The organism is Methylobacterium sp. BE186 (genome assembly GCF_031457035.1).
In the GTDB taxonomy this organism is placed as follows: Bacteria; Pseudomonadota; Alphaproteobacteria; order Rhizobiales; family Beijerinckiaceae; genus Methylobacterium; species Methylobacterium segetis.
The window spans coordinates 196,200-219,735 of the sequence record NZ_JAVDVV010000004.1; the positions used below are offsets into that span (position 1 = coordinate 196,200).

Below are 23,536 nucleotides of genomic sequence, written 5' to 3' on the forward strand. Positions count from 1 at the left end.
ACGGCGCGCGAGGCTGCGGAAGAGCCCGCGCCTCGCGCGGCTTCCGCGTCGGCCGATCAGGATGGAGACCTTCGATGCCGAATGTGAGCACCTGCCTCTGGTTCGCGCGTGATGCCGAGGCGGCCGTTCAGTTCTACGTCTCGCTCGTGCCCGATTCCCGTCTCGAACGGACGCTGCACGCGCCGGGGCCCTGGCCGGGCGGAGAGCCGGGCGACGCGATCCTGCTCACCTTCACGCTCGGTGGGCAGAGCTTCCAGGCGCTGAACGGCGGCGTGCCGGCCGATTACGGCACGGCGGCCTCGATCGCCGTCTCGTGCTCGGATCAGGCGGAGATCGACCGCCTCTGGGCGGCGCTGACCTCGGATGGCGGCGCGGAGATCATGTGCGGCTGGTTGCGTGACCGCTGGGGCGTGCCCTGGCAGATCTTTCCCGAAGCCCTGCCGCGTCTTCTGGCCGACCCGGATCCAGCCGTTGCCGCCCGGGTCTTCGAGGCCATGCAGGGGATGGTGAAGCTCGACCTCGCAGCCCTGGAGCGCGCGGCCGCCGGCGCGTCCTGATCCCTCGACGTGCGGCGCCGGGCAAGGCGCCAAACGGCGCGAAGGAAGCGTCGCCGCTGAAGATCCCGGGATCGGATCCGGGCCGTCCGACGCGGCGAGGCCATGGCGCGTCCCATCTGCTGCGCCACGTTGGCGCATCAACTAGCAATTGCAGAACTTAATTGTCGGCAACTTGTTATCGCCGCGCTTGCCGGCAATCGCCTTCCGGCTCGTGCGGGGGGGCTGATGTCGCTGGGAGTAGACCGAACCGCATCCTGGTGCGAGGCCGACGCGGAACGCCGTAGGCTCCGGGCCGTGGTGGCCATCCCGGTGCGCAACGAGGCCGAGCGGATCGGAGCCTGCCTCGGGGCGCTCGCCGCCCAGGAGGGGATCGGGGCGGGCGGCCTCGGCGTGGTGCTGTGCCTCAACAATTGCAGCGACGGCACGGCGCGAGTGGTCGCCTCCCTGCGGCCCTCCCTGCGCATGCCCGTCCGCGTGGTCGAGCGCGCATTCGCGCAGGCGAATGCGGGCTGGGCGCGGCGCGAGGCGATGGAGGCCGCGGCTTTGTGGCTCGAGGAGGGCGACGCACCGGACGGGGTGATCCTGACCACCGACGCGGACAGCCGGGTGCCCGCCGACTGGGTCGCCAGGAACCTCGCTGCCATCACCGACGGGGTCGACGCCGTGGCGGGCCGGATCGCCCTCGACGCGGACGAGGCGGCGCGGCTGCCGGCGGCGCTGCACGCACGGGGACGGCTGGAGGGCACCTATGAGGCCCTCCTCACCGAGATCGAGGCGCGGATCGACCCTCTCCCGCACGATCCCTGGCCGCGGCACTGGACCACCTCGGGCGCCTCGCTCGCCGTTCGCCTCGCGGCCTACCGGCAGGTCGGGGGCATGCCGCCCCTGGCGATCGGCGAGGACCGGGCCTTCGTCTCCTCGCTCCTGACGAGCGACGCGCGGGTCCGCCACGATCCGCAGGTGATCGTCGTCACCTCCGGCCGGCTCGACGGGCGCGCGCCGGGCGGGGCCGCCGACACGATGAAGCTGCGGTGCGAGGTGCCGGAGAGCCCGTGCGATGTCCGCCTGGAGCCGTTGCCGCGAGCCCTCTTCCGCTTCGCCTGGCGACGCCGCCTGCGGCGGCTGAACACGGCCGGGCGCTTCGACCGCACCCGTCTGTGGGCACCGTGGCTGGGCATCCCGGACGATCTCGCGCACAGCATCGCCTGCCTGCCCGGCCCCGGTGCCCGGCTCGCGGCCGTCGAGGCGGCAAGTCCCTCCCTGGCCTACAGGCCGCTGCTGCCGGCCGAGCTTCCCGCGCAGATCCTGTCGGCGCGGGCGGCGCTGAGCCTGCTTCGCGCCCTTGCCCGTCGCCGCGTCCGTCCCAGGGTGCCGCGGCTCGCCGCACCGGTGGCAGCACCCGGCCAGCCGCCGATGGAGCGTCCCGGCAATGCCTGACACGGCGCAGGCGGCCTGACGGAGGCAGGGAAATGGACCGGAGGACACCGCTCGACCTCGCCTACGACGCCCTCGCGGCCGCGCGAGCGGTCGCGGAGACGGCCGCGGCGCGCGCGGATGCCGAAGATCGCGACGACGGATTCCCGGCCGCCGACGTCTCGGACCTCGCGCGTCTCGGGCTGCTGGCAGCGCCGGTTCCCGCCGCGGAGGGCGGCGCCGGCCTCGGCGAGGAGCCGGGCTCGTCCAAGCTCGCGCAGGTGCTGCGGCTCGTCGGCTACGGCAGCCTCGCGCTCGGGCGGCTCTACGAGGGCCACGTCAACGCGATCCAGCTCGTCGCCCGGTACGGCCATGCAAGCCAGCGCGCGCGCCTGTTCGCCGATGCGAGCGGCGGCCACCTGTTCGGCGTCTGGAACACCGAGCCGCCGGAAGGCGGTCTCACCCTCGACGAGGCGGCGGCCGGTCCCACCCTTCGCGGTGTGAAGACCTTCGCCTCCGGCGCCGGCTTCGTCACGCGTGCACTGGTGACGGCGCGACGAGCCGGGCAGGGCGAGCCCCTGATGCTCGTCCTCCCACTCGCACCGGGCGAGCGGGCGGATCTGTCGGCATGGCGGGCGCATGGCATGCGGGCCTCGGCCACGGGCACCGTCGACTTCACCGGCCTCCCGGTCGCGGGCGACGATATCCTCGGCGGCCCCGACGATTACCACCGGCAACCCGCCTTCTCGGGCGGTGCGTGGCGGTTCGCGGCGGTGCAATCGGGTGGCATCGAGGCGGTGTTCGACGCCTGGCGCGCGCATCTCGCGGCGTCGGGGCGCGGGAGCGACCCGCATCAGCTCGCGCGGCTCGGCGACGGCGCCATCGCCGTCGAGAGCGCGCGGCTATGGGCCATGCGGGCGGCGGAAATCGCCACCGGCGCGACGCTCGAGCCGGAGCGGGTCGTCGCCTACGTGAATCTCGCCCGCCTCGCCGTCGAACGGGCCGGTCTCGATGTGCTGCAGCTCGCCCAGCGATCGGTCGGCCTGCAGGGCTTCCTCCGCGGCCACCCACTGGAGCGGCTCTCCCGCGACCTCGCCACCTACCTGCGCCAGCCCGCGCCCGACCGCGCGCTCACCACGGCCGCCGGCGAGATCCTCGCGGCAGGCGGACGGGCCGGCGACCTCTGGGAGGGGAGCGCCGAGTGATGCGGGCCGACGCGTTCCTCTCCGCGGCGGAGACGCTTCCCTACGCCGAATTGAGCGAGATCACCGCGGGACGCGGCCTCGTCGTGGTCGCCCCCCACCCGGACGACGAGAGCCTCGGCTGCGGCGGCCTGATCGCGCAATCGCGTGCCCGAGGATGGCCGGTGCGGCTGGTCGTCGTGAGCGACGGGGTCGGCTCGCACCCGAATTCGGCGAGCTATCCGCCCGCGCGCCTGCGTGCCCTGCGCGAGGCGGAGACGCTCGCTGCGGCGCGCGCCCTGGGGCTCGGCGCGGAACACGTTCGCTTCCTGCGCCTTCCGGACCGGTCCGTGCCGTCGACGGGTCCGGAGGCGGAGGCTGCCGCAGGTGCGATCGCCGCGGCCGCGCGCGAATGCGGGGCTGGGGCGCTGTTCGTGACCTGGGCGCACGACCCGCACTGCGACCATCAAGCCTGCGCCGCCCTGGCGGGCCTCGCCCTGCGGCACCTCGACGGCGTCCGCCTGTTCGCCTACCCGGTCTGGGGTTGGTCGTTGCCGGCGGAGACCGAGGTCGGCCCCGGCCCGGACGGCGTCCGCCTCGACGTGACCGGGCAGCTCGCGGCGAAGGCTGCCGCCATCGCGGCCCACCGCTCGCAGACCACCGACCTGATCGTCGACGATCCCGACGGCTTCCGCCTCGACGCGGCCATGCTGGCGCGCTTCGCCCGGCCCTTCGAGATCTTCCTGAAAGTGCATCCGTGACCCGGCACGAAGCCTCCCTGCCGCCGAGCTATTTCGACGAGCGATACGCGCGCGATCCCGACCCCTGGCAATTCGCCACGAGCGCGTATGAGCGGGCGAAGTACGCGGCCACGCTCGATGCCCTGCCGCGGCAGCGCTACGGGTCCGCTCTGGAAGTGGGCTGCTCGATCGGCGTGCTCACCGAGGCGCTGGCCGGGCGATGCGACGCGCTCGTCGGCATCGACGTGGCGGAGCGTGCCCTGGCGCAGGCCCGGGAGCGGTGCCGCGCGCTCCCGCATGTCCGCTTCGCGTGTGTTCAGGTGCCCGGACGCTGGCCCGAAAGCCGGTTCGATCTGATCCTCCTGTCCGAGGTCGTCTACTATCTCGATGCGGACGACGTGGCGCGCTTGGCCGGGCGGATCGCGGACTGCCTCCGGCCGGGCGGCGACGTCCTCCTGGTGCATTGGACGGGTCGGACGCATTACCCGCTCACGGGGGACGAGGCAGCCGAGACCTTCATCCGGAATGCGGCCGGATTCCTCGGCGTCTCACGGCAGGCGCGGACGCCCGAATACCGGCTCGACGTCCTTCGCGACTGCCGCACGCCGGCTCGTCCTGATCCGGCCTGTCGGTAGAAGGCTCCCGATCCACCGCGCAGCCGCCGCGCACCTGTCGGTGCCCGCGCCTCCGACCGGCTGCCAGAACAGCGTTCGCGGGGCGAAGAACGATCAACGGACGCCCCCCTCAGGCGGCCTTGTCGTTCTGATGCTCCTGCATGGAGGCGAGGGGGGCCTCGAGGCGACAGACGAGGCCGGTCGGCGCGTAGGTCAGCTTGACCTCGCCCCCGACCTCGGCCGCGAAGCTGCGTTCGATCAGGCGAGATCCGAACCCCTTCCGGGTCGGCTTCGCGAGGATGGGCGGTCCGCCCTGCTCGGCCCAGGTCAGGCAGAACCGCGGCGCCTCGCCTTCGTGCACCACGTGCCAGCGCAGATCCACGACCCCGCTCTCGTTCGCGAGCGCGCCGTACTTGGCCGCGTTGGTGGCGAGCTCGTGCAGGGCGAGAGCCAGGGTGAGGGCGGCCTTGGCGGAAAGGTGCACGTTCGGGCCGCTCATGCGGATTCGGTTCGCGGCGGATCCGCGATGCACCGCGAGCGCCCCCTCGATGACGTCCGCGATCGGCGCCGCGGTCCAGCTCGACTGGGTCAGGATGTCGTGCGCACGGCCGAGCGAGATGAGGCGTGCGGCGAAGGCCTCGCGCGCCTGCTCCTGGTCGGGCGCGTTGCGGAAGGTCTGGCTCGCGATCGCCTGGACGAGGGCGAGCGTGTTCTTGACCCGGTGCTGCAACTCGCCGGTGAGCAGGCGCTGGTGCTCCTCGGCGCGCTTGCGCTCCGTGATGTCGAGCATGGCGCCGATCATCCGGATCGCGCGGCCGCACTCGTCGCGGATGACGTAGCCGCGGTCGAGGATGTGGGCGTAGGAGCCGTCCGCGCGCAGGAACCGGTACTCGTCGGCCCAGGCCGCCCCGGTTCCGTCGATGACGGCGTGGATGCCGGCGTCGATGCGGACCCGGTCGTCGGGATGAATGTGGGAGATCCACCAGTCGCCGGTCGGCTCCACGGCGTCCGGGGCGTGGCCGTGGGCGGTCAGCAGCGCCTCGTTCCAGAGGATGTGGTTCGTGGCGAGGTCCCAGTCCCAGACCGCGTCGTTGGTGGCGCGGGCCGCCAGCCGGTAGCGCTCCTCGGTCTCGCGCAGCGCCTCCTCCGCCTGCCGGCTCTCGGTGACGTCACGCACCGTGCCGATGAAGCGCACGGTGCGGCCATCCCGGACGAAGGATTGCCCCTTGGCCGCGACCCAGCGCTCGACGCCGTCCTCCAGCCCGACGGTGCGGTAGGTGATGTCGTAGGTGCCGCTCCCGGTCGGGTCGAGGGCGGCCCTCACGGCGTCGTCGACCCAGCCTCTGTCCTCGGGATGCAGTCCGGCCAGGAAGATCTCGTACGAGACGGCCGCGTCGGGCGGCAGCCCGAACAGGGCGCGGGTGCGCCCGTCCCAGCCTAGATCGCCGGTGACGAGATCGTAGTCGAAGATGCCCGTATTCGCGGCCTCGACGGCGAGCCGCGCTTGCTCCTGCGCCCGTCGCAGTGCCGCCTCGGCTTCCTTGCGATCGTGGATGTCGCTGTTGCTGCCGAGCCAGCCGATCGCCGCGCCGCTCGCGTCCCGCAGCGGCTCGGCCCGGATCAGGAACCAGCGAAAGGTCCCGTCGACGCGCCGCAGGCGGGCCTCGGTGTCGTAGACGGCCTCACGCGTGCGCGCATTCTCCCAGGCCCGCATCAGGCCCGGCAGGTCGTCCGGGTGGATGACCTCGCCCCAGCCGAGCGGCAGCGCCTGCTCCGGCGTCTGGCCGGTATAGGCGTACCAGCGATTGTTCAGGTAGCTGAGGCTGCCATCGGGGTTGCCGAACCAGATGATCGCCGGGGCCAGCTCGGTCAGCGCCTCGAAGCGCTCCTCGGCGACCTTGCGCTCGTGGATGTCGAGGGTGGTGCCGATCCAGCTCGTCAGGACCCCCGCTGCATCGCGGACCGGTCGTGCGCGCGAGAGGAACCAGCGGTATTGTCCATCCGCCCGACGCAGCGGGAACTCGACCTCGTAGACACGCTCGCCCTTCGCCGCCGCGAGCCACGCGTCGCGGACGCGCTCGCGGTGGCCCGGGTGGATCGCGCCCATCCAGCTCGCCTCCCCGGTCTCGCCGGGGGGCAGGCCGGTGTAATCGTACCAGTAGGCGTTGCAGTAGGTGATGGTGCCGTCGGCGTCGCCGAACCAGACCACCTGCGGGCTGACCTCGACGAGGGAGCGGTAGCGCAACTCGCTCTCCTGCAGCGCGGCCTCGGAGGCGCGGTGCTCGGTGCGGTCGCGCAGGATCTTGAGAAATCCCAGGTGTTCGCCGTCCTCCGACGTCAGCGGCATCATCTCGCCGGCCGCCCAGAAGCGGCTGCCGTCCTTGCGCAGGTGCCAGCGCTCGTCGGGTGCGCTCCCGGTCCCCAGTGCGAGATTCATCTCCGCCGGCGGCCTGCCTTCGGCGCGGTCCTCGGGCGTGAAGAGGGTCGCGACCGGCCGGCCGAGCATCTCCGCCTCGGTCCAGCCCAGGATGCGCTCGGCGCCGGCGTTCCAGCGGGTGACGCGCCCCTGCGGATCGGCGGCCACGATGGCGTAATCGGTGGCGCTGTCGAGAATGCGTTCGTGAAGCCGGCGCTGCTCCGCCTGCTCGCGCAGGGATCGACGCAACTCCATCTGCGTCATGGTCTGCCGGGCGAGCCGCGCCAGTCCCCGGCGCTGACGCTCCGAGAGTTCCCGCGGCTCGGTGTCGAGCACGCAGACGGTGCCGATGGGCTGCCCCTCGGCGGTCTTCAGAAGGGCGCCGGCGTAGAAGCGTAGGCCGGGCTCGCCGGTGACGAGCGGGTTGTTCTCGAAGCGCGGATCGCGGGCGGCGTCCGGCACGTAGAGAAACTCCTCCTGCAGGATCGCCTGCCGGCAGAAGGAGGTCTCGAGCGGGGTCTCGCGAACGCCGAGCCCGACCTCGGCCTTGAAGAACTGCCGCCCCTCACCGACGAGATTGACCACCGCGATCGGCGTCTCGCACAGTTCCGCGGCGGCTTCCGCGATCTCGTCGAAATCCTGCTCCCGCGGCGTGTCGAGCAGCCGATAGCGGTCCAGCGCCCGAAGGCGCACGGCTTCACTCTCACTCGTCGTGGCGCAATCCATGATTGGCAGGCTTGGAAGCTCGGGTGGTCCCATCAGATGTGAACGCCGGGTGGGATTGAAAGGCCGAGCACGACCTTTGCGCGAATTCCGTTGCCGTCAGGTCACGGCGGCCCGTCACCTCGACCGCCAGACGATTTTTTCGGTCCCTCTTCCCCTCCATCGGAGAACGGAAGCGAGTACAACCGGCGATACCGACAGGGGCCGCGACCCGGCACCCTCGCTCGGTCCGGATCCGGCACCGCACAGAGCACTCGGCGGCCGCGGCCCGACGAGCGACACCGGTTCCCTGAGTTGCCTGGTAACGACGCGACGGAAAGATGCCCGTGCCGAAGCGGAAGACGGATGCCACCCCGACGGCCAAGAGCCCGCTCCAGGAGATCGTCCAGACGCTGGACGCGGTCGGAAGCTGGGACTGGGATATCGGCAGCGACGTTCTGGTCGCGGACGCTCTGGTCGCCGCCTTCTTCGGCGTGGACGCGGAGCAAGCCGAGGCCGGCGCGCCGCTGCGCGATTTCATGGCCGGCATCCATCCGGAGGACCGCGAGCGGGTCGTGCGGGCGATCGGCCGGTGCGCGCGAGCGGGCGGCGCCTACGTCGCCGAGTACCGCGTCTGCGCCGCGGATGGGCAGATCCGGTGGCTCTTGGCGCGCGGGCGCTTCGACCTCGACCGGTCCGGCCAGCCCAAGCGCGGGCGCGGCATCGTCATCGACATCACGCCCGCACGGATGAGTGACGAAGCCTATGTCTCCACCGAGATGTTCTCGTCGCACGATCCCCTCGACGCGGCGGCCGACCGCTGCATTGCCGCCCAGAAGGCAGTCGAGAAGGTCGGAGACCGGGATCTGCAGTTCCTCGCCGACATGCTGCTCTTCGAGGTCGGCCGCAGGCTGGCGGGGCGGGAGGATCAATCGCGCCGCAGGCACCTCAACTAGGCTCAACCCTCGGCCCGGCCGCACTGAGCGGCCCGCGCGGAGCGGCGGGTCGGGCGACCCAAATTTTTCCGGGACGGGGCACAACAAGCTTGCGCACAATCTGAATTTCGCACATTGTATGCATTTAGCCCAACCGCCCTGCCAGAGATGGCGCCCGTGCCTGCGCGCGGCCGCACGGCGTCGCAAGGAACGCACATGACCAATTTCGATCCCCACGGTTCGCGCGAGAAGGCAGGCGTGGAGGGCGCCGGCAAGGAACGCGCGGCCGTGCGTCTGCCGGCGGCCGCACAGCACTCGCTCGACCAGATCGCGGAAGCGCTCGGCGTGACGAACGCGTTGCTGAGCCAGGACCCCTCGGCCGTGACGGACGGGAGCGGACGCGTCAGGCTGGCAGAGGCCACCGAGTTGTTGCAGGCCTTCATCAGGATCGGCGATGCCGAGGCACGCCGGCGCTGCCTCGACTTCGTGCGGGACACCGCCCTCCGACGGAGCCCGGACCGCGCGTGAGGCGTGAAACGTCCGCTGGCGGTGGGGTCGGGTCCCTGAACCGCCCTGGCTCCGGCAAGCGTCAGAGCGCGCGTGACCCGACGGGATGCCGGTCCGCATCGCGCCGGGCCGTCACCCCGGCGTCGAGGAGGACGCCGCTCAGGCGCTTGGAGATGAAGTCGATGTAGCTTCTGGCCTTGGCCGGAAGCAGCCGCGATGTGGTCACGATGTAGACCGGCGTGGCCGGCAGCTGCCAGTCCGGCAGGACCGGCTCAAGCCGGCCCCTGTGCACATCGCGCTGCACATTGATGTCGCTGGACATCGTGATGCCACGCCCCGTGATCGCGAGACGCCGTGCAAGACTGCGGCTGTTGCAGGAGAGGCGCCCGGACACCGTCGTGTTGACGACCTCGTCCCGGCGGGTGAACTGCCACGTCGCCGTGGACGATGCGACGGGCAGGACGATGTCGTGCTCCGACAACTCGTGCGGGTGCCCGGGGCGACCGCGGGATCGGAGATAGTCGGGTGCCGCGAATAGCCCGTTCGCCGTCGCGCCGACGCGGCGGACGATCAGCGAGGCCTGGGTGGGCTCCTCGTTGGTGATGGCAAGGTCGTAATCGTCCTGCACGAGGTCGACCTGGGACGCGTGAAGGTCGAGATGCACGTGCACCTGCTCGTGCAGGCCCGAGAATTCCGCGGTCAGGTCGGACAGGTGCTGCACGGCCCAGAAATCGGGCGGTGCCGCAACCTTGAGGAGGCCGGCCGGCCCCCGTGCCTGGGTGATGAGGGCGTCGAAGCTGCGCTGCGCGTCCTCCACGAGCTGCGAGGCCTGAGCGAGGTAGGTCTCCCCGGCGGGCGTCAGGGCGATCTTCCGCGTGGTGCGGTCGAGCAGGCGAATGCCGAGGGCGGCCTCGAACTGCGAGATCCGCCGCGAGAGCGAGGACACGGGCATGTCCAGCGCCTCCGCGGCCCGGCTGAAGCTCATGCGTTTGGCAACTTCAACGAACAGAGCGATGTCCCGAAGGATCTGCGGACTTGGCATCGCCGTGGCTCCCCCCTGCAGCGGACGCCGGTTGGCTCCGCCCTGTCCTTCCGTCCAAGTACAACCATAGGTACTAATGCGGAAGTTTAGAACAGGTTACAACGAGCCTATCGAGCTGGTAAACGATACATGAATGCGGTCACCGCAATAGGTCGATTGAATTTCCATTGTATTTGATCGGATTTTCCGTCGAAAATTCGCGATCATTCCGATCCCCCGATCTGCCTCTGCGGGCGGAGGCACGCTTCCGGCAGGGGAATTTTCCAACCACTGAATAGGTTTATCCACCAGCGGGTCTTCTTTCGTCCTGCGGGCTCTGACAGCATGGTCAGAGATGACAATCGTTCGGCTGACGTTTCGGACGAATGCTTTCCGTCGGCGCTGCATCGACCCCTCGAATGCATCCTTGGCGGCGAAACGGACGGATGCCGGACCGCGATGAGGCCTGTTTGCGCATGTCCAACGAGGTTTTTGCCACGCCCCTGATGGCTCACGTCAATCCGCGGCGGCCGGAACTCGGCAAGCGCCGCATCGCCTCCGTGTCCGAAGGGCTCTCCGCCCTCTACGGCGCGGCGCTGATCGAGGTGCGCGACGGGGCGCGCAGCGACCTCTGGGACGAGGCCGCGGGCGCCCTGTGCACGGCCTACCTGCAGTCGGATCCGGCGAAGACGGAGGCGGCGCGCGCGGCGCTGGAGCGGCTTCTCAAGGCCGTCTCACCCATCGTCAACAAGCGGCGCAGGGCCCTCGTCTCCGACGACCTCGCCCTCTGGTACGCCGCGGGGGCGCTGCCGTCCTAGGGCGCGCTGCTCCGCGCCAAGTCCTTGACGGGCCTCAAGGATGCTTGTGGATCGGGTCGATCCAGTGGACGGCCTCGGGCCGCTCGACGGGCTCGACATCGGGCAGGTTGACGACCACCGCCTCGTTGTCGGAGCGCACCAGCACGCAGTGCAGGGGCTCGTCGGTGGAGGCGTTGATCTCCTGGTGGGGGACGAAGGGCGGCACGAAGATGAAGTCGCCAGGGCCGGCCTCGGCGACGAATTCAAGCCGGTCGCCCCAGCGCATCCGGGCCCGGCCGGAGACGATGTAGATGACGCTCTCCAGGGCGCCGTGATGGTGGACGCCGGTCTTGGCGTCGGGCTCGATCGCCACCGTCCCGGCCCAGATCTTCTGGGCGCCGACCCGGGCCGCGTTGATGGCAGCCTGGCGGAACATGCCGGGGGTCTGGGCGGTGTTCGGGTCGAGCCGGTCGCCGGGGATGACGCGCACACCGTCGTGCTTCCAGCGATCCTGTTTCGAGGCCTCGGAACGTAGATCGCGATCATCGTCCGCGTTGTCGTGGTGGCCGTGTCCGTCGCCGATGTCGTGCATGTCGTCTCTGCCCCAACTGCGTGCGCCCGCGCATCATCGCACGGCGACGAGCGCCTCGGAAAACCCCGTGTCGACGATGGCCTCGGCGCGCGGTGCGCGGGCCTGCGGGATCAGGCCGGCGCGGACATAGAGGTCGATGATGCGCTGCTCGTCGGCGATCACCGCCGCATCGATTGGCACCGTGCGGTATTGCGCGCGGCCGAACCAGCGCAGCGGCACGGCCTCCGGCAGGCCGATCAGCTTCGACCACGCGGCGGCGTAGGGCGCGGGATCGCTCAGCGCCCAGGCCCGTGCCCGGGTGAGGCGCGCGGCGTAGTCGGCGAGCAGCGCGCGCTTCGTCCTGAGCGCGGTGTCGCTCGCCACCGCGAAGCTCAGGCCCGGCGTGATGCCGTTGCCGGCGCGCAGGACGCGCACGAGGCCGGCGAGCTCGGCCGCCGAGGTGTAGGGCTCCCAGGTCGACCACGCGTCGACCGCGCCGGAGGCGAGCGCCAGCTTGGCGTCGGCGGGCGGCAGGAAGCGGAAGGCGACGCTGTCGGCGGGCAGCCCCGCCTCCTCGAGCGCCGCCAGCACGATCTGGTGGCCGATCGAGCCGCGGTTCGTGGCGATGCGCTTGCCGCGCAGATCCGCGACCGCGCGGATCGGAGAATCCGGGGGAACGAGGATGGCGAGCCCGTCCTGCCGGTTGCGGAAGGCGAGGAAGGCCTTCACCGGCACGCCCGCGGCGGCCGCGAAGGTGAAGGGCGCGTCGCCGACGCCGCCCGCATCGATCGCCCCGGCATTCAGCGCCTCGAGGAGGGGGGCGGCGGCCGGGAACTCGCTCCATTCGAGCCGGTAGCCCAACCCGTCGAGGACGCCCGCGGCCTCCATCAGGGCGCGGGCATTGCCGCGCTGGTCGCCGACCCTCAGCACCTCCTCGGCCCGGGCGGGCGCGAGGGCGAGGGCGACGAGGGCGACGAGGGCGAGGAGGCGGCCCGGCATCAGGCGGCCTCCGCCGTGCCGGAGGCGGCCTCCGCCGTGCCGGTTCGCCGGGCGAGCAGGCTGCGGAAGGCGGGCAGCAGGCTGCGGCCGTACGCGATCGCGTCCTCCAGCGGGTCGAAGCCGCGGATCAGGAAGGTGCGCACCCCGAGATCGTGATAGTCGAGGAGCGCCTCGGCGACCTGCTCGGGCGTGCCGACGAGGGCGGTGGAATTGCCTGCGGCGCCCGTCTCCGCGGCGATCGCGGTGTAGAGCCGCTTGTCGAGGCGCGTGCCGGCGGCGGCCGCGGCGAGGAGGCGGCGCGAGCCCTCGTTCTGCGGGCTCGCCGCCGGGCCGAGGCCCTTGGCGGCGCGCAGGTCCCGGGTCCGGGCCAGAATCGCGTCCGCCCGCGCCCAGGCCCGTTCCTCGGTCTCGGCGAGGATGGGGCGGACGGAGAGGCTGAAGCGGGGATCGCGCCCGTGGGGGGCGGCCGCCGCCCGCACCCGGCCGATCAGCTCGCGCACCTGCGCCTGGGTCTCGCCCCAGAGGGCGTAGGTGTCGGCGTGGCGCCCGGCCACCGCCAGCGCCGCCGGGGAGGCGCCCCCGAAATAGACCGGGATGGCGCCGACCGGCTTCACCTCGGAGAAGCCGCCCGCGACCCGGTAATAGGTGCCCGCGTAGTCGAAGGGGGATTCGGCGGTCCAGCTGAGGCGGGCGATGTCGAGGAACTCGGCGGTGCGGGCGTAGCGCTCGTCCTTGCTGAGGTGGTCGCCGTCCTGCGCGAGTTCCCGGTCGTCGCCGCCGCTGATCGCGTGGATCGCGACGCGCCCGCCCGTGAGTTGGTCCAGCGTCGCGAATTGGCGCGCGGCGACGGTGGGGGCCGTGAAGCCGGTGCGGTGCGCGATCATCAGCCCGAGCCGCGTCGTCGCGGCGCCGATCTCGGCGGCGAGCAGGAGCGCGTCCGGGGCCGTCGCGTAGAAGGCGACGAGGATGCGGTCGAAGCCGCCCCATTCATGGGCCTGGGCGAGCAGCCGGAGGTAGTCGCGGTCGATCGCGGATCCCACCGGCGCATGCGTCTCGGAGACGTAGCGCGGGGCGGCGAAGCCGATGAACTCGACCGCGTCGGGCGGAAGATGGCTCATGGATGTCTCCTTCGGTATCCGGACCGGGCGGGTGCGGGTCGCTTCAGGCGCCGAGGACGGCGCGGCCGGCCTGCATCCGCACCGCGTCGCCCTGCGGCCAGTGGATGCGCGCGCAGAGAACGTCGCGCAGGTGCCGTTCGAGCGGGTTGGCGCGCGACAGGCCGGCATTGCCGCCGAGTTCGGCCGCGCGCTGGACCGCGGCGATGGCGTTCTCGGTGACGGTGATCTTGACGAAGCCGGATTCCTGCGCGGCCGGCAGGCGCCCGGAATCGGTCTCCGCCGCAAGGCCCGCGACGAGGCGGGCGTTGACGCTGAGGAGGCGTTCGTTCTCGCCGACCGCCTCCTGGAAGCGGGCGAGGCTCGCGAGCGGCGCGCCGAGGCTGCCGGGCCGGCGGCCGCGCAGGAAGCCGACGAGCCAGCCCTGCGCCGCCCGCGCCACGCCGTCGTAGAGGGCGGCGAGCAGCGCGCAGCTCCAGGCCTGCTGCAGCGCGTCCGGGCGCGCCCACGCCTCCGGCGCGCGCAGGTCGACGGCGTGGTCGGCCGGCACGAACACGTCCTCGAGGAGGACGTCGTGGCTGCCGGAGGCCCGCAGGCCGAGATGGTCCCAGGTCTCCTCGATCCGCACGCCCGGGGCGTCGAGGGGCACGAGCAGGTTGCCGGTGCGCGGCTCGGCCTCGTCGGTGCGCGCGAAGACGAGGCCGTAGGCGAGCCCCGGCGCCCCCGTTGAGTAGATCTTGCGGCCGGTGACGCGCCAGCCCGCCCCGTCGCGCTGCGCGATCGTGGCGGGCAGGCCGCCCCGGGCCGGCGTGCCGAGTTCCGGCTCGACCCGGAGCGCGTTGATCAGGGCGCCCCGCGCTGCGGCGGCGCGGCCGAAGGCGTCGGCAACGGGACCCGGCCAGGGCGAGCCGTCCCGCAGAACGAGGCCCTGCTGGAGGAGCGTCATGGCGAGGACGAGGGCGGTCGCCGGCTCGCCCGCCCCGATGGCGCCGACCGTCTCGACCGCCCGCGCGAGCCCGCCGCCGGCGCCCCCGAGACGGCGCGGCACGCAGAGCGCGAGGAGGCCGGCCTCGCGCAGGGCCGCGATGTTCTCGTGCGGGAACGCGCCCGTCCGGTCGTGCTCCGCCGCGCGTTCGGCGAAGCTCTGGGCAAGGGTTCGGGCAACGTCGAGGGACGGGACGGCGGCGGTCATGTCGGGCTTCGAGGAAGGGGGGCCGGACAGGTCCGGCGGCCATGCGCGCATCGTCCCGCATCGCGCCGCGTCCCGTCAACGAAACGATCTTTCGAAATAGGGAGGCTGCGCAGCCTGTTCTTGTCGCGATCCAGGGGAATATACGTGTGATCTTCTATCGACTGCCCGTCGCAGGACGAATACGCGGTTCTCAGTGCGGGACGACGTGCAATCGTCCGGTCCTGGTTCGCTGCCTGCCGTGCCGGGCCGCGAGCGCGCGTCCCGATGAAGTCCTTCTCGATCTTGAGCCGTTGCTGCGGACTTTCTTGTCCACATGAAGAAATGTTGAGAATAAGCTTCCATTGACTTCGCGCGCAAGCGAACGAAGACTTGTTGCAACATGTGTCGAGCGAGCGGGGCTGCGCCTGCGCGGCCTGGCCGCGGGCGGCTCCCGTCGCGCGCATGTCCGATTCCAACAACCCGCCGCGCACCGCGCACCGGAGACCGCCATGACCGACGAGCCCACGCGCCCCGGCCCCCTGCCGTCGCGCCGGTTCCTGCTGCGCGCGGGAGCCGCCGCCGCGGCGCTGCCGCTGGGCTTCGGCGCGAGCGCCGTCCGGGCCTGGGGCCCGGCCCGGCGGCGCCGTTCGATCCCGGCCCGCTCTGCGGCCCGGCCGCCGCGGAGGGTCCGGCGGGACCCCTGAAACCGATCCGGCTCGCCTGGAACGCCACGGCGATCTGCACCGCCGCGGCGCCGCTCGCCAAGGAGCGCGGCCACTTCGCCCGGCACGGGCTCGACGTGGAATTCGTGAATTTCGGCGGCTCGACCGAGGCGCTGCTCGAGGCCATCGCCACCGGCAAGGCCGATGCCGGGATCGGCATGGCGCTGCGCTGGCTGAAGCCCCTGGAGCAGGGCTTCGACGTGAAGATCACCGCGGGGCTGCACGGCGGCTGCCTGCGCCTGCTCGCGGCGAGATCCGCCGGCATCACCGACATTGCCGGGCTCAAGGGCAGGACCATCGCGATCAGCGACCATGCCAGCCCGGCCAAGAACTTCTTCGGGCTGCTGCTCGCCCAGGCCGGCATCGACCCGGAGAGCGGGGTCGAGTGGCGGCAATACCCCGCCGACCTCCTCAACCTCGCGGTGGAGAAGGGCGAGGCGCAGGTGCTCGCCGATTCCGACCCGCGTACCTGGATCTGGCTCAAGGATCCGCGCTTCTCCGAGGTCGCGACCAACCTGTCGGGGAGCTACGCGAGCCGCACCTGCTGCGTGGTCGCGGTGCGGGGCAGCCTGATCCGCAACGACCGCGCCGCCGCGGCCGCGCTCACCCGCGCCGTGTTGGAGGCGGGCCACCGCGTCCACCAGGACCCGGAGGATGCGGCGCGGATCTTCTCCGGCTACGGCGGCAAGGGCTCGGTGGAGGACCTCGCCGCCATGCTGCGCAGCCAGGAGCACGGCGACCGCCCGGTCGGCGGCGACCTCAAGGCGCAGCTCGTCCTCTACGGCGAGGAACTGAAGCAGGTGAACGTCCTCAAGCGCACGACGGACACGGCGAAATTCGCCGAGCGCGTCTATGCCGACGTGCTGAGCTGAGGGCGCGGCATGCGCAACCTCACGGGCAGCGCCCTCTTCGCGGGCGCGCTTCCCCGCGCCGCCTCCCTGCCCGACTTGCCGCGGGCGCTGCCCTGGAGCGGGCTCGTCGCCGCTGCGGCCTGGCTCGCTCTTGCGGGGGCGACGCTGGCGCTGCCCGAGAGCGGCGACTTCCCTCGCACGGAATCCCTCGCGACGGGGGCGGGCCTCCTCGGGCTCGCGCTCCTGCCCGCGAGCCTGCTCGCCTCCCGCCTCGGCCGGGCCGGGGCACGGCTGCGCCACGGGAGCCCCTGGCTCGCCGCCCTGGCGCTCGGGCTCCTCGCCTGGGAACTCGTGACCGCGAAGTTCGAGCTCCTGCCGATGCCGTTCTTCCCGCCGCCGCAGGCGATCCTGGAGGTCTTCCTCGACGATTGGCCGAAGCTCGGCGGCAGCATCCTCAACTCGCTGAAGCTGCTGGCGGGGGGCTACGCGATCGGCGCGGCGCTGGGCTTCGCGCTCGGCGTCGCGATCGGCTCGTCGCGGGCGGTGGGCTACTGGGCGCACCCGGTCCTGCGCTTCGTCGGGCCGCTCCCGGCCACCGCGTGGCTGCCGCTCGCCTTTTTCGTCTTCCCCTCGTCCTGGTCGGCCAGCACCTTCCTCGTCGCGCTCGCCACGGGATTCCCGGTCACGGTGCTGACCTGGTCGGGGGTGGCGGGCGTCAACAAGGCCTATTTCGACGTCGCCCGGACGCTCGGCGCCTCGCCCGCCTTCCTCGTGCTCCGGGTCGCGATCCCGGCCGCCCTGCCGCACGTCTTCGTCGGCCTGTTCATGGGCCTCGGCGGCTCCTTCGCGGTGCTGGTGGTCGCCGAGATGCTCGGCGTCAAATCGGGCCTCGGCTGGTACCTGCAATGGGCGCAAGGATGGGCCGCCTACGCCAACATGTACGCGGCCCTCATCGTGATGGCGCTGATGTGCTCGGGGCTGATCACCCTGCTGTTCCGCCTGCGCGACCGGGTGCTCTCCTGGCAGAAGGGGCTGGTGCAATGGTGACCGCGACGCAGGAACGCCCCGCCGCCCGGATCGCCAATGCGGCCCCGGCGGGCGCGATCGGAGCCCGGCTGACGATCGAGGCCGTCAGCCACGCCTTCGACATCCGCGGCGCGGCGCTCCCGGTGCTCGACCGGGTCGGGCTCGCGGTGGAGCCCGGCGGCTTCGTGGCTTTGCTCGGCCCTTCGGGCTGCGGCAAGTCCACCCTGCTGCGGCTGATCGCGGGGCTGGAGCCGCCGGACGAGGGCCGCATCGCCGTCGACGGGCGGCGCGTCGACGGGCCGGATCCCTCGCGCCTCCTCGTCTTCCAGGACCCGACCCTCTACCCCTGGCGGACCGTGCGCGGGAACGTGGCGCTCGGCCTCGAGGCGCAGGGCGTCGGGAGCGGTCGGGCCGCACGGATCGAGGCCGCTCTGCGCCTCGTCGCCCTCGACGGCTTCGCCGACGTCTATCCCCACCAGCTCTCCGGCGGCATGGCCCAGCGGGCGGCGCTCGCGCGGGCGCTCGTCAACGAGCCGCGGCTCCTCCTCCTCGATGAGCCGCTGGGCAAGCTCGACGCCCTGACCCGCCTCGCCATGCAGGCCGAGATCCTGCATCTCTGGCAGGAGAAGCGCTTCACGGCCTTGCTCGTCACGCACGACGTCGAGGAGGCGCTGGTTCTGGCCGAGCGGGTGATCGTGCTCGGCGACCGCCCGGCCGCGATACGGGCCGACATCCGCGTCGACCGGCCCTATCCGCGCCACCGCGACGATTCCGAGCTCGTGCGCCTGCGCCGCGAGATCCTGGGCATCCTCGGCCAGTCGACCTGATCGGGGCGGAGGGCCGACCGCTCGGCCGATGCGCGCCGGAGCGCCACGAAGAATCGGACAAGATAATCCTCCGCATCTTTCCCGTGCGCGGAGGGCTCAGATCTCTCGCTGAACAGTAAAACGAAAGTCCGTTTCGTTGACGCGCCGACGATGTTCCGGCGATGATCATGCCGCGGTCCGCGAAACGTTCGGGAGCCGCGTTCGGTGCACGGGCGAGAGCCCGGTCCCCGAGCCGGCCCCGGACACCTCGCGGATCTGCCCAATTCCCGCAGCGGCGCCCTTCGGCGGCGCCCGGTGGCCGCCCGCGGCTGCCGGGGCGCCGACGATGCCATGCGCCCTCGCAACTACCCTGCCGGAGACCGTCCCGTGCCGCGCCCCATCCCCCACACCCTCGGCCTCGCCGCGCTGATCGCGCTCGCCCTCACCGCGCCCGTCGCCGCGCAGGAGCCCGTCGCGGCCCGCGCTTCCGCCGAGGCGAAGGAGCCCGCCCGCGCGAGCGCCCTCGTCTCGACCGAGTGGCTGGAGAAGAACCTCGACGCCCCGAAGCTGCGCATCGTCGAGGTCAGCGTCGAGCCCGGCCAGTACGAGCGCGGCCACATCCCCGGCGCGCAGAACGTGGTCTGGCACACCGATCTCGTCGAGACGGTGAGCCGGGACATCGCCGGGCCCGAGAAGTTCGCCGCCCTCGTTCGCAAGCTCGGCATCGACCGCGACACCACGGTCGTGCTCTACGGCGACAACAACAACTGGTTCGCCGCCTGGGGCGCCTGGGTGCTCGCCCAATACGGCCTCGTCGACAACGTCAAGCTCCTCGACGGCGGCCGCAAGAAGTGGGAGGCGGAGAAGCGCCCCCTCGACACCCGCACCCCGGAGGTCAAGGCCACGACCTTCCAGGCGGCCCAGCCCTCGGCCGGCCTGCGGGCGCGCTTCGCCGACGTGCTCGCCGTGGCGCGCAAGGAGCGCGACGAGCAGATCCTCGACATCCGCTCGCCGGACGAGTTCTCCGGCAAGGTGATCGCGCCGGCCGGCGTGCAGGAACTCGCCATCCGGGCCGGCCACATTCCGGGCTCGGTGAACGTACCCTGGGCCAAGGCCGTGAACCCGGACGGGACCATCAAGTCGACGGCCGAGCTGAAGGCGCTCTACGCCGCGGCCGGGATCGACGGCTCGAAGCCGATCATCACCTCCTGCCGCATCGGCGAGCGCTCCAGCCATTCCTGGTTCGTGCTGAGCCGGATCCTCGGCTACCCCGTGCGCAATTACGACGGCTCCTGGACCGAGTACGGCAACGCCGTCGGCGTGCCCGTGGTGAACCTCGCCGGCACGGTCTGGGGCGGCAAGTGACGGCAGGGTTCGGCGAGGCGCGAGGGCCCGCCCCGGCGCCTGTCCCCGCGGCGCGGGCCTCGCTCGCGCGCCTCGCCGGACCGCTCGGGATCGCTGTCGCCGTAGCGCTCGGCCTCGGCATCGCGCTCTCCGCCCAACGCCTCGCCGCGGAACCCGGCGGCACGCGCCTCGGCCTCTCCCTGGTGCTCGGCGCGCTGTTCGGCTTCGTCCTGCAGCGCTCCCGCTTCTGCTTCCTCTGCCTGTGGCGGGACTTTCTCGACACGGGCGACCCGCGCGGCATGCTCGGCATCCTGACGGCGCTGGCGGCGGGGCTCGTCGGCTACGCGGTCGTGCTCGGCGCCTGGATGCCGGACCCGTCCGGCACCCGCCTGCCGCCGGACGCGCATATCGGCCCGGTCGGACCCGTCCTGGTTCTCGCGGGCCTCGCCTTCGGCGCGGGCATGGCGGTCTCCGGCTCCTGCATCAGCGCCCATCTCTACCGGCTCGGCGAGGGCTCGCCGACGGCGCCCTTCGCGCTCCTCGGCACGGCCCTGGGCTTCGCGCTCGGCTTCGCGACCTGGAATCCGCTCTACCTCGCCAGCGTGTCCGAGGCGCCGGTGCTCTGGCTGCCGCGCCATCTCGGCTACGCGGGCTCGCTCGCCGCAAGCCTTGCCGCCCTGGCGGCGCTGGCGTGGCTCCTCCACCGCCTCGGCCGGGTGCCAGGGGCGGCGGCGGAACCGGCCTCTCCGCTGGCCGCGATCTTCGTCGCGCGCTGGCCGACCTGGATCGGCGGCCTCGCCGTCGGCGCGATCGCCACGGCCGCCTATCTCCGGGTCGCGCCCCTCGGCGTCACGGCCGAGATCGGCGGGCGCACCCGTCAGGCGGCGGCGCAGCTCGGCCTGCTCCCCGAGCGCCTCGAAGGGCTCGACACCTTCCGCGGCTGCGCAACGGCCGTCCGCGACGCGCTCCTCACCCCGAACGGCCTCTTCGTCGGCGGCCTCGTGCTCGCCGCCTTCGCGGCCGCCCTCGCCGCCGGCCAGTTCCGCCCCGCCTGGCCGAGCCCGGGCCAGGCCGTCCGGGGCCTCCTCGGGGGCCTGCTCCTCGGCTGGGGGGCGATGACCGGCCTCGGCTGCAGCGTCGGCACCCTGCTCTCCGGCGTCATGGCCGGCGCGGTCTCGGGCTGGGTGTTCGGGTTCGCGATGTTCGCGGGCGTCACCGCCACGCTATTCGCCGGCCGCCGCCTCCGGCTGATTCCCTGACGCAGGTCGCCGCTCGGCCCTGGTTGCGGGGAGGCGCGATGCGCCGTATCCGCGGCGGGCGATGCCCGGTCCCTCGCTCCGCTCCGCCCGATTCCCGAGCCTCTTTTGTGAGATCTGCGCGCGTCTGCCGCTGTTCGAGGATCTGCGCCCGGAGCTGATCGTGCGCCTCTCGGCGGCCGGGCTCGGGCGGGGGCTGCTCACGGCATCGCTGCGCGCCCGCCTCCGCAAGGCGGGCTTCGCCGATCTCGGCCAGATCGCCCAATCCGCCCCGGCCGCGATCCTGCAGGTCAGGAAGTTCGGTCCGGTGCGGGTCGAGGCGCTGCGCGCCTTCATCCTGGAGGAGATCGCCCGCGCCGCGCCCGGTGCCCGGGTGCGGCACGCGGCCGAGGCCCTGGCGGAGCGGCGGCTCGCCCGGCTTCGGGAGATCCCCCTCGACCGCCTGCCGCTGGAGGCGGACGAGATCGCGCGCCTCGCCTTCGCGCGGACCTGCGCCGATCTCGCCGCTCATTCGCGCATGGCGCTGGTCCACCGGGCCGCGATCGCGTCGGCCGACCTCGATCGCCTCGTCACCACGCTGGCGCGATTTTTGGGGGAGGGGGGTCCCATCATCCCTGCGCCGGCTGCCCTGCCCGAGGAGGCTGACGGGTCGGAGGCGCGCCGGGCGGCCTCGCTCGCGGAGCGGGACCGAGAGTGGGAGGAGGCCGCGCCCGCGCGCGGGCGGCCTCGCGTGCGCTCGCGCTGACACCGCGATCGGGAGTGGCCTCGCTCTAAGAGTGTGGGACAAAACCGGTTTTGGCGGGTTGAGAGGGGATGGACGCTCTCGTACCCGACGACCTGTGGGCGGTGGTCAAGCCGCTTCTACCCTCCGAGCCCGAGAAGCCGAAGGCGGTCGGCCGCGCGCCTCGGATCGGGCGTCCCGGCCTCCATCTCGCCTTAACTCAGCATTCACCCAGTCCGCCCTGACTAGGTGCTAGCTCATCAACGGCCTCCGGAAATTCCGCTCCGCCCGGGCTGGTAGTCTCCGCTGTAATTCGGGGGATTGGGGCGCCGTATGACTGTTCCACCACCTCTGCCGCCGCCGCCGCCGATGATGCCCCCAAGGGCCGAGCCGATGGCGATACCAGCGCCGATTGCCTCCGAAACGCTCGAACCCCCACCTGAGCCGCCACCGGGCGAGTTGCTCCCTGGCTGAAGCGTATGCGAATGGGTGCCGGTACCGCAAGTCATGCAGCAATTCGTGCATCCGTCGTGGTCGTTCACGCCGACCCCCCAATATGAATTGGAATTGCCCTCACGCCACGCACCGTAACAGATCTTCTCGCCTTTCTGACAATTGATGCTGTACTCGTGATACTCGGAGTCAGCCAAGGTGTAGGCCTTGCCACCTCCGGGCCAAGCTCTCCTATAAGATTGCGAGTAGAACTCCACTTGTACCCTGCGAGGATCCAAGCTCCTCATCCGTATAGTAAGGCTGTTGGGCGGCGGTCCGTCCGGTCCTGCTTGTAGGCTGACAACTTTTGTTCCCTTGCCGCATGTCGTACAGCAATTAGTACATGATTTCTCATTGTTGTAACCGACGCCCCAATAGACGGACCGATCGTCCTCACGCCACGCTCCGTAGCATATTTGCTCGCCTCGAATACAAGAAAGTGGATAATTGTAGTCTTTTGTATCATATGCATCAACAATGTATGATTTTTCAAAAGAAGGCCACGCGGTCCGGCGAGCCGTAGAATAAAAAGCTATCCGTATCTTTTTTTATCGTTGCTAGTAATTTGGAATTTCACAGCATTTGCTGATTGTTCGCGCTCCTTCGCCTCTTTGGCGTTGGCAATGGCATTGGCCTTGCCCTCAGCCTCCTCATCCTCTCGTTCCTCAGCTGTAGGTCCCGGATTTGACAAAACACCGGGTATGCATGAGTACTCGACTTTTGACTGTCGAAACTCCAAAAACGGCCTGAACTTGCTCCTGCCGAGTTCATTATTCCAGCGGGTGACACGCTTCCTTGCCCATTGCTCGGCCTCCATTTTCGCACCCGCATCCGCAATTTTAGCCTGCCCGCCGTCGCATTGCGTGGCGCTAAAGTAAAATTGCTTTCCGGTCCGCCAGTATTGACGAAGGAAAGCCCAATCTAGGTCACCTTTATCTTCCCATAGCCCCGGAGTGAACGCCCCGACGTTTTCGACGCTGCCGATAACGGCGGCCTTGAATTTGAAAATGAACGGTGCATTGCGAGGATTAGTGAAATTCGACGGACAGACAGGAGAGTCTGGCTTCTCCAGCATGCCCTTCCATTCCGGTGGTTCACGGATTTCACGTTGGGTCACGATGCTCATCGCATCGACCGTAGTGGTGCCGCTACCAACGAGCACGAGGAGCACGAGAGACGCGCAGGACACGACCCGCGCCAGATACGCACCCATCGTCCTTCTCCGATCCCACACTCAGAGGCTCTCACCGAGACACAACATCTGTCACTTCGGGCACTATACAGATACAAGCATAAAGCCCCGCCTCTGTTGACCTAGTTGATTCCAATACGGTAGGAATTATGCGGCGGACACGGCAGCTGTGTCTCTCTCGCTGTTTGTTTCTTATTAAGAGTCACCTTTCACCTTTTAATCTACAACAGGTCCCATTTCACAAGGTAAAGATAGACGACTTGCGCATCGATGCCATGCCTTGCAACTTCGCTGCGAACCTAGATAACTCGAATTGGATAACAGCGTTTCAAGGAGACTGAGCACATGGCATCTGGACCTGCAAACATGGCGATCGGAACAGGCATC

20 protein-coding genes and 2 pseudogenes are annotated in these 23,536 nt (G+C 70.9%); 15 read left to right on the forward strand and 7 right to left on the reverse strand.

Going from position 1 to position 23,536, the window contains the following annotated elements; genetic code table 11:
- Window positions 1-74 precede the first annotated feature (74 nt).
- The 5 genes from J2X36_RS06735 (at window position 75) to J2X36_RS06755 (ending at window position 4,526) form a co-directional block, all read left to right on the forward strand.
- Window positions 75-557, forward strand: coding sequence for a VOC family protein (locus J2X36_RS06735; RefSeq protein WP_132252260.1), 483 nt, complete (start codon window positions 75-77; stop codon window positions 555-557).
- A gap of 297 nt (window positions 558-854) precedes the next feature.
- On the forward strand, window positions 855-1,994 hold the full coding sequence (locus J2X36_RS06740; RefSeq protein ID WP_405029743.1) for a glycosyltransferase: 1,140 nt from the start codon (window positions 855-857) through the stop codon (window positions 1,992-1,994).
- Between the two features lie 32 nt (window positions 1,995-2,026).
- Entirely contained in the window at window positions 2,027-3,175 is a 1,149-nt protein-coding gene (locus tag J2X36_RS06745; protein ID WP_310347524.1) for an acyl-CoA dehydrogenase family protein, read from the forward strand.
- Entirely contained in the window at window positions 3,175-3,912 is a 738-nt protein-coding gene (locus J2X36_RS06750) for a PIG-L family deacetylase (protein ID WP_310347525.1), read from the forward strand. The genes J2X36_RS06745 and J2X36_RS06750 overlap by 1 nt, the downstream gene beginning before the upstream one ends.
- A complete protein-coding gene (locus J2X36_RS06755; protein WP_310347527.1) occupies window positions 3,909-4,526 on the forward strand; it encodes an SAM-dependent methyltransferase in 618 nt (205 codons plus the stop codon). Before J2X36_RS06750 ends, J2X36_RS06755 begins: the two co-directional genes overlap by 4 nt.
- 109 nt (window positions 4,527-4,635) lie before the next feature.
- Here J2X36_RS06755 and J2X36_RS06760 read toward each other — a convergent pair whose 3' ends face one another.
- Complete coding sequence (locus J2X36_RS06760; RefSeq protein WP_310347529.1) at window positions 4,636-7,647, reverse strand: PAS domain S-box protein; 3,012 nt, start codon at window positions 7,645-7,647, stop codon at window positions 4,636-4,638.
- A gap of 323 nt (window positions 7,648-7,970) precedes the next feature.
- Here J2X36_RS06760 and J2X36_RS06765 point away from each other — a divergent pair, with 323 nt between their 5' ends.
- Complete coding sequence (locus J2X36_RS06765) at window positions 7,971-8,579, forward strand: PAS domain-containing protein (RefSeq protein ID WP_310347531.1); 609 nt, start codon at window positions 7,971-7,973, stop codon at window positions 8,577-8,579.
- A 195-nt stretch (window positions 8,580-8,774) separates the two neighbouring features.
- A complete protein-coding gene (locus J2X36_RS06770) occupies window positions 8,775-9,086 on the forward strand; it encodes a hypothetical protein (RefSeq protein WP_310347532.1) in 312 nt (103 codons plus the stop codon).
- Between the two features lie 61 nt (window positions 9,087-9,147).
- On the opposite strand, the gene J2X36_RS06775 is transcribed toward J2X36_RS06770, so the two are convergent.
- Window positions 9,148-10,107 carry a LysR family transcriptional regulator gene (locus J2X36_RS06775; protein ID WP_310347534.1) on the reverse strand — a complete coding sequence of 320 codons (960 nt, stop codon included), beginning with the start codon at window positions 10,105-10,107 and terminating at the stop codon, window positions 9,148-9,150.
- A gap of 455 nt (window positions 10,108-10,562) precedes the next feature.
- Here J2X36_RS06775 and J2X36_RS06780 point away from each other — a divergent pair, with 455 nt between their 5' ends.
- On the forward strand, window positions 10,563-10,904 hold the full coding sequence (locus tag J2X36_RS06780; protein WP_132252277.1) for a hypothetical protein: 342 nt from the start codon (window positions 10,563-10,565) through the stop codon (window positions 10,902-10,904).
- Between the two features lie 34 nt (window positions 10,905-10,938).
- Here the strand turns inward: J2X36_RS06780 and J2X36_RS06785 are convergent, their stop codons facing one another.
- Genes J2X36_RS06785 through J2X36_RS06800 form a run of 4 tightly spaced genes read right to left on the reverse strand, consistent with a single transcriptional unit; the run spans window position 10,939 to window position 14,760 of the window.
- Window positions 10,939-11,475, reverse strand: coding sequence for a cupin domain-containing protein (locus J2X36_RS06785; RefSeq protein WP_132252279.1), 537 nt, complete (start codon window positions 11,473-11,475; stop codon window positions 10,939-10,941).
- A gap of 33 nt (window positions 11,476-11,508) precedes the next feature.
- Window positions 11,509-12,453 (reverse strand): ABC transporter substrate-binding protein, encoded by a 945-nt coding sequence (locus J2X36_RS06790; RefSeq protein ID WP_310347539.1) that lies wholly within the window; start codon window positions 12,451-12,453, stop codon window positions 11,509-11,511.
- Window positions 12,453-13,571, reverse strand: coding sequence for an LLM class flavin-dependent oxidoreductase (locus J2X36_RS06795; RefSeq protein WP_310347541.1), 1,119 nt, complete (start codon window positions 13,569-13,571; stop codon window positions 12,453-12,455). Before J2X36_RS06795 ends, J2X36_RS06790 begins: the two co-directional genes overlap by 1 nt.
- Window positions 13,572-13,614: 43 nt before the next feature.
- Window positions 13,615-14,760, reverse strand: a complete 1,146-nt coding sequence (locus tag J2X36_RS06800; protein ID WP_310347635.1) for an acyl-CoA dehydrogenase family protein — start codon at window positions 14,758-14,760, stop codon at window positions 13,615-13,617.
- Window positions 14,761-15,248: 488 nt separating this feature from the next.
- Between J2X36_RS06800 and J2X36_RS06805 the strand changes: the two are divergent.
- From J2X36_RS06805 to J2X36_RS06835, 7 genes and pseudogenes are all read left to right on the forward strand, one after another.
- Window positions 15,249-16,333: pseudogene (locus J2X36_RS06805) on the forward strand (ABC transporter substrate-binding protein).
- A gap of 9 nt (window positions 16,334-16,342) precedes the next feature.
- Window positions 16,343-17,359 carry an ABC transporter permease subunit gene (locus J2X36_RS06810; RefSeq protein WP_310347543.1) on the forward strand — a complete coding sequence of 339 codons (1,017 nt, stop codon included), beginning with the start codon at window positions 16,343-16,345 and terminating at the stop codon, window positions 17,357-17,359.
- Window positions 17,353-18,165 carry an ABC transporter ATP-binding protein gene (locus J2X36_RS06815; protein ID WP_310347545.1) on the forward strand — a complete coding sequence of 271 codons (813 nt, stop codon included), beginning with the start codon at window positions 17,353-17,355 and terminating at the stop codon, window positions 18,163-18,165. The genes J2X36_RS06810 and J2X36_RS06815 overlap by 7 nt, the downstream gene beginning before the upstream one ends.
- 366 nt (window positions 18,166-18,531) lie before the next feature.
- On the forward strand, window positions 18,532-19,509 hold the full coding sequence (locus tag J2X36_RS06820; RefSeq protein ID WP_405029737.1) for a sulfurtransferase: 978 nt from the start codon (window positions 18,532-18,534) through the stop codon (window positions 19,507-19,509).
- Between the two features lie 89 nt (window positions 19,510-19,598).
- Window positions 19,599-20,747: a YeeE/YedE family protein gene (locus J2X36_RS06825; RefSeq protein WP_405029744.1), complete on the forward strand. Its 1,149-nt coding sequence runs from the start codon at window positions 19,599-19,601 to the stop codon at window positions 20,745-20,747.
- 61 nt (window positions 20,748-20,808) lie between these two features.
- Window positions 20,809-21,489 (forward strand): hypothetical protein, encoded by a 681-nt coding sequence (locus J2X36_RS06830; RefSeq protein WP_310347549.1) that lies wholly within the window; start codon window positions 20,809-20,811, stop codon window positions 21,487-21,489.
- A 68-nt stretch (window positions 21,490-21,557) separates the two neighbouring features.
- A pseudogene (locus tag J2X36_RS06835) lies at window positions 21,558-21,664 on the forward strand (IS5/IS1182 family transposase); the annotation flags it as partial.
- 825 nt (window positions 21,665-22,489) lie between these two features.
- Here J2X36_RS06835 and J2X36_RS06840 read toward each other — a convergent pair.
- A complete protein-coding gene (locus tag J2X36_RS06840) occupies window positions 22,490-23,170 on the reverse strand; it encodes a hypothetical protein (protein ID WP_310347551.1) in 681 nt (226 codons plus the stop codon).
- Between the last annotated feature and the right edge of the window lie 366 nt (window positions 23,171-23,536).

What these genes read in the sequence shown, in the direction of transcription:
- J2X36_RS06790 (WP_310347539.1), bottom strand. Translation starts at nt 12,453, where the DNA reads ATGCCGGGCCGCCTCCTCGCCCTCGTCGCCCTCGTCGCCCTCGCCCTC.
- J2X36_RS06785 (WP_132252279.1), bottom strand. Translation starts at nt 11,475, where the DNA reads ATGCACGACATCGGCGACGGACACGGCCACCACGACAACGCGGACGAT.
- J2X36_RS06760 (WP_310347529.1), bottom strand. Translation starts at nt 7,647, where the DNA reads ATGGATTGCGCCACGACGAGTGAGAGTGAAGCCGTGCGCCTTCGGGCG.
- J2X36_RS06800 (WP_310347635.1), bottom strand. Translation starts at nt 14,760, where the DNA reads ATGACCGCCGCCGTCCCGTCCCTCGACGTTGCCCGAACCCTTGCCCAG.
- J2X36_RS06830 (WP_310347549.1), top strand. Translation starts at nt 20,809, where the DNA reads ATGCCCGGTCCCTCGCTCCGCTCCGCCCGATTCCCGAGCCTCTTTTGT.
- J2X36_RS06815 (WP_310347545.1), top strand. Translation starts at nt 17,353, where the DNA reads ATGGTGACCGCGACGCAGGAACGCCCCGCCGCCCGGATCGCCAATGCG.
- J2X36_RS06735 (WP_132252260.1), top strand. Translation starts at nt 75, where the DNA reads ATGCCGAATGTGAGCACCTGCCTCTGGTTCGCGCGTGATGCCGAGGCG.
- J2X36_RS06770 (WP_310347532.1), top strand. Translation starts at nt 8,775, where the DNA reads ATGACCAATTTCGATCCCCACGGTTCGCGCGAGAAGGCAGGCGTGGAG.
- J2X36_RS06745 (WP_310347524.1), top strand. Translation starts at nt 2,027, where the DNA reads ATGGACCGGAGGACACCGCTCGACCTCGCCTACGACGCCCTCGCGGCC.
- J2X36_RS06795 (WP_310347541.1), bottom strand. Translation starts at nt 13,571, where the DNA reads ATGAGCCATCTTCCGCCCGACGCGGTCGAGTTCATCGGCTTCGCCGCC.
- J2X36_RS06750 (WP_310347525.1), top strand. Translation starts at nt 3,175, where the DNA reads ATGCGGGCCGACGCGTTCCTCTCCGCGGCGGAGACGCTTCCCTACGCC.
- J2X36_RS06840 (WP_310347551.1), bottom strand. Translation starts at nt 23,170, where the DNA reads ATGGGTGCGTATCTGGCGCGGGTCGTGTCCTGCGCGTCTCTCGTGCTC.
- J2X36_RS06780 (WP_132252277.1), top strand. Translation starts at nt 10,563, where the DNA reads ATGTCCAACGAGGTTTTTGCCACGCCCCTGATGGCTCACGTCAATCCG.
- J2X36_RS06775 (WP_310347534.1), bottom strand. Translation starts at nt 10,107, where the DNA reads ATGCCAAGTCCGCAGATCCTTCGGGACATCGCTCTGTTCGTTGAAGTT.
- J2X36_RS06810 (WP_310347543.1), top strand. Translation starts at nt 16,343, where the DNA reads ATGCGCAACCTCACGGGCAGCGCCCTCTTCGCGGGCGCGCTTCCCCGC.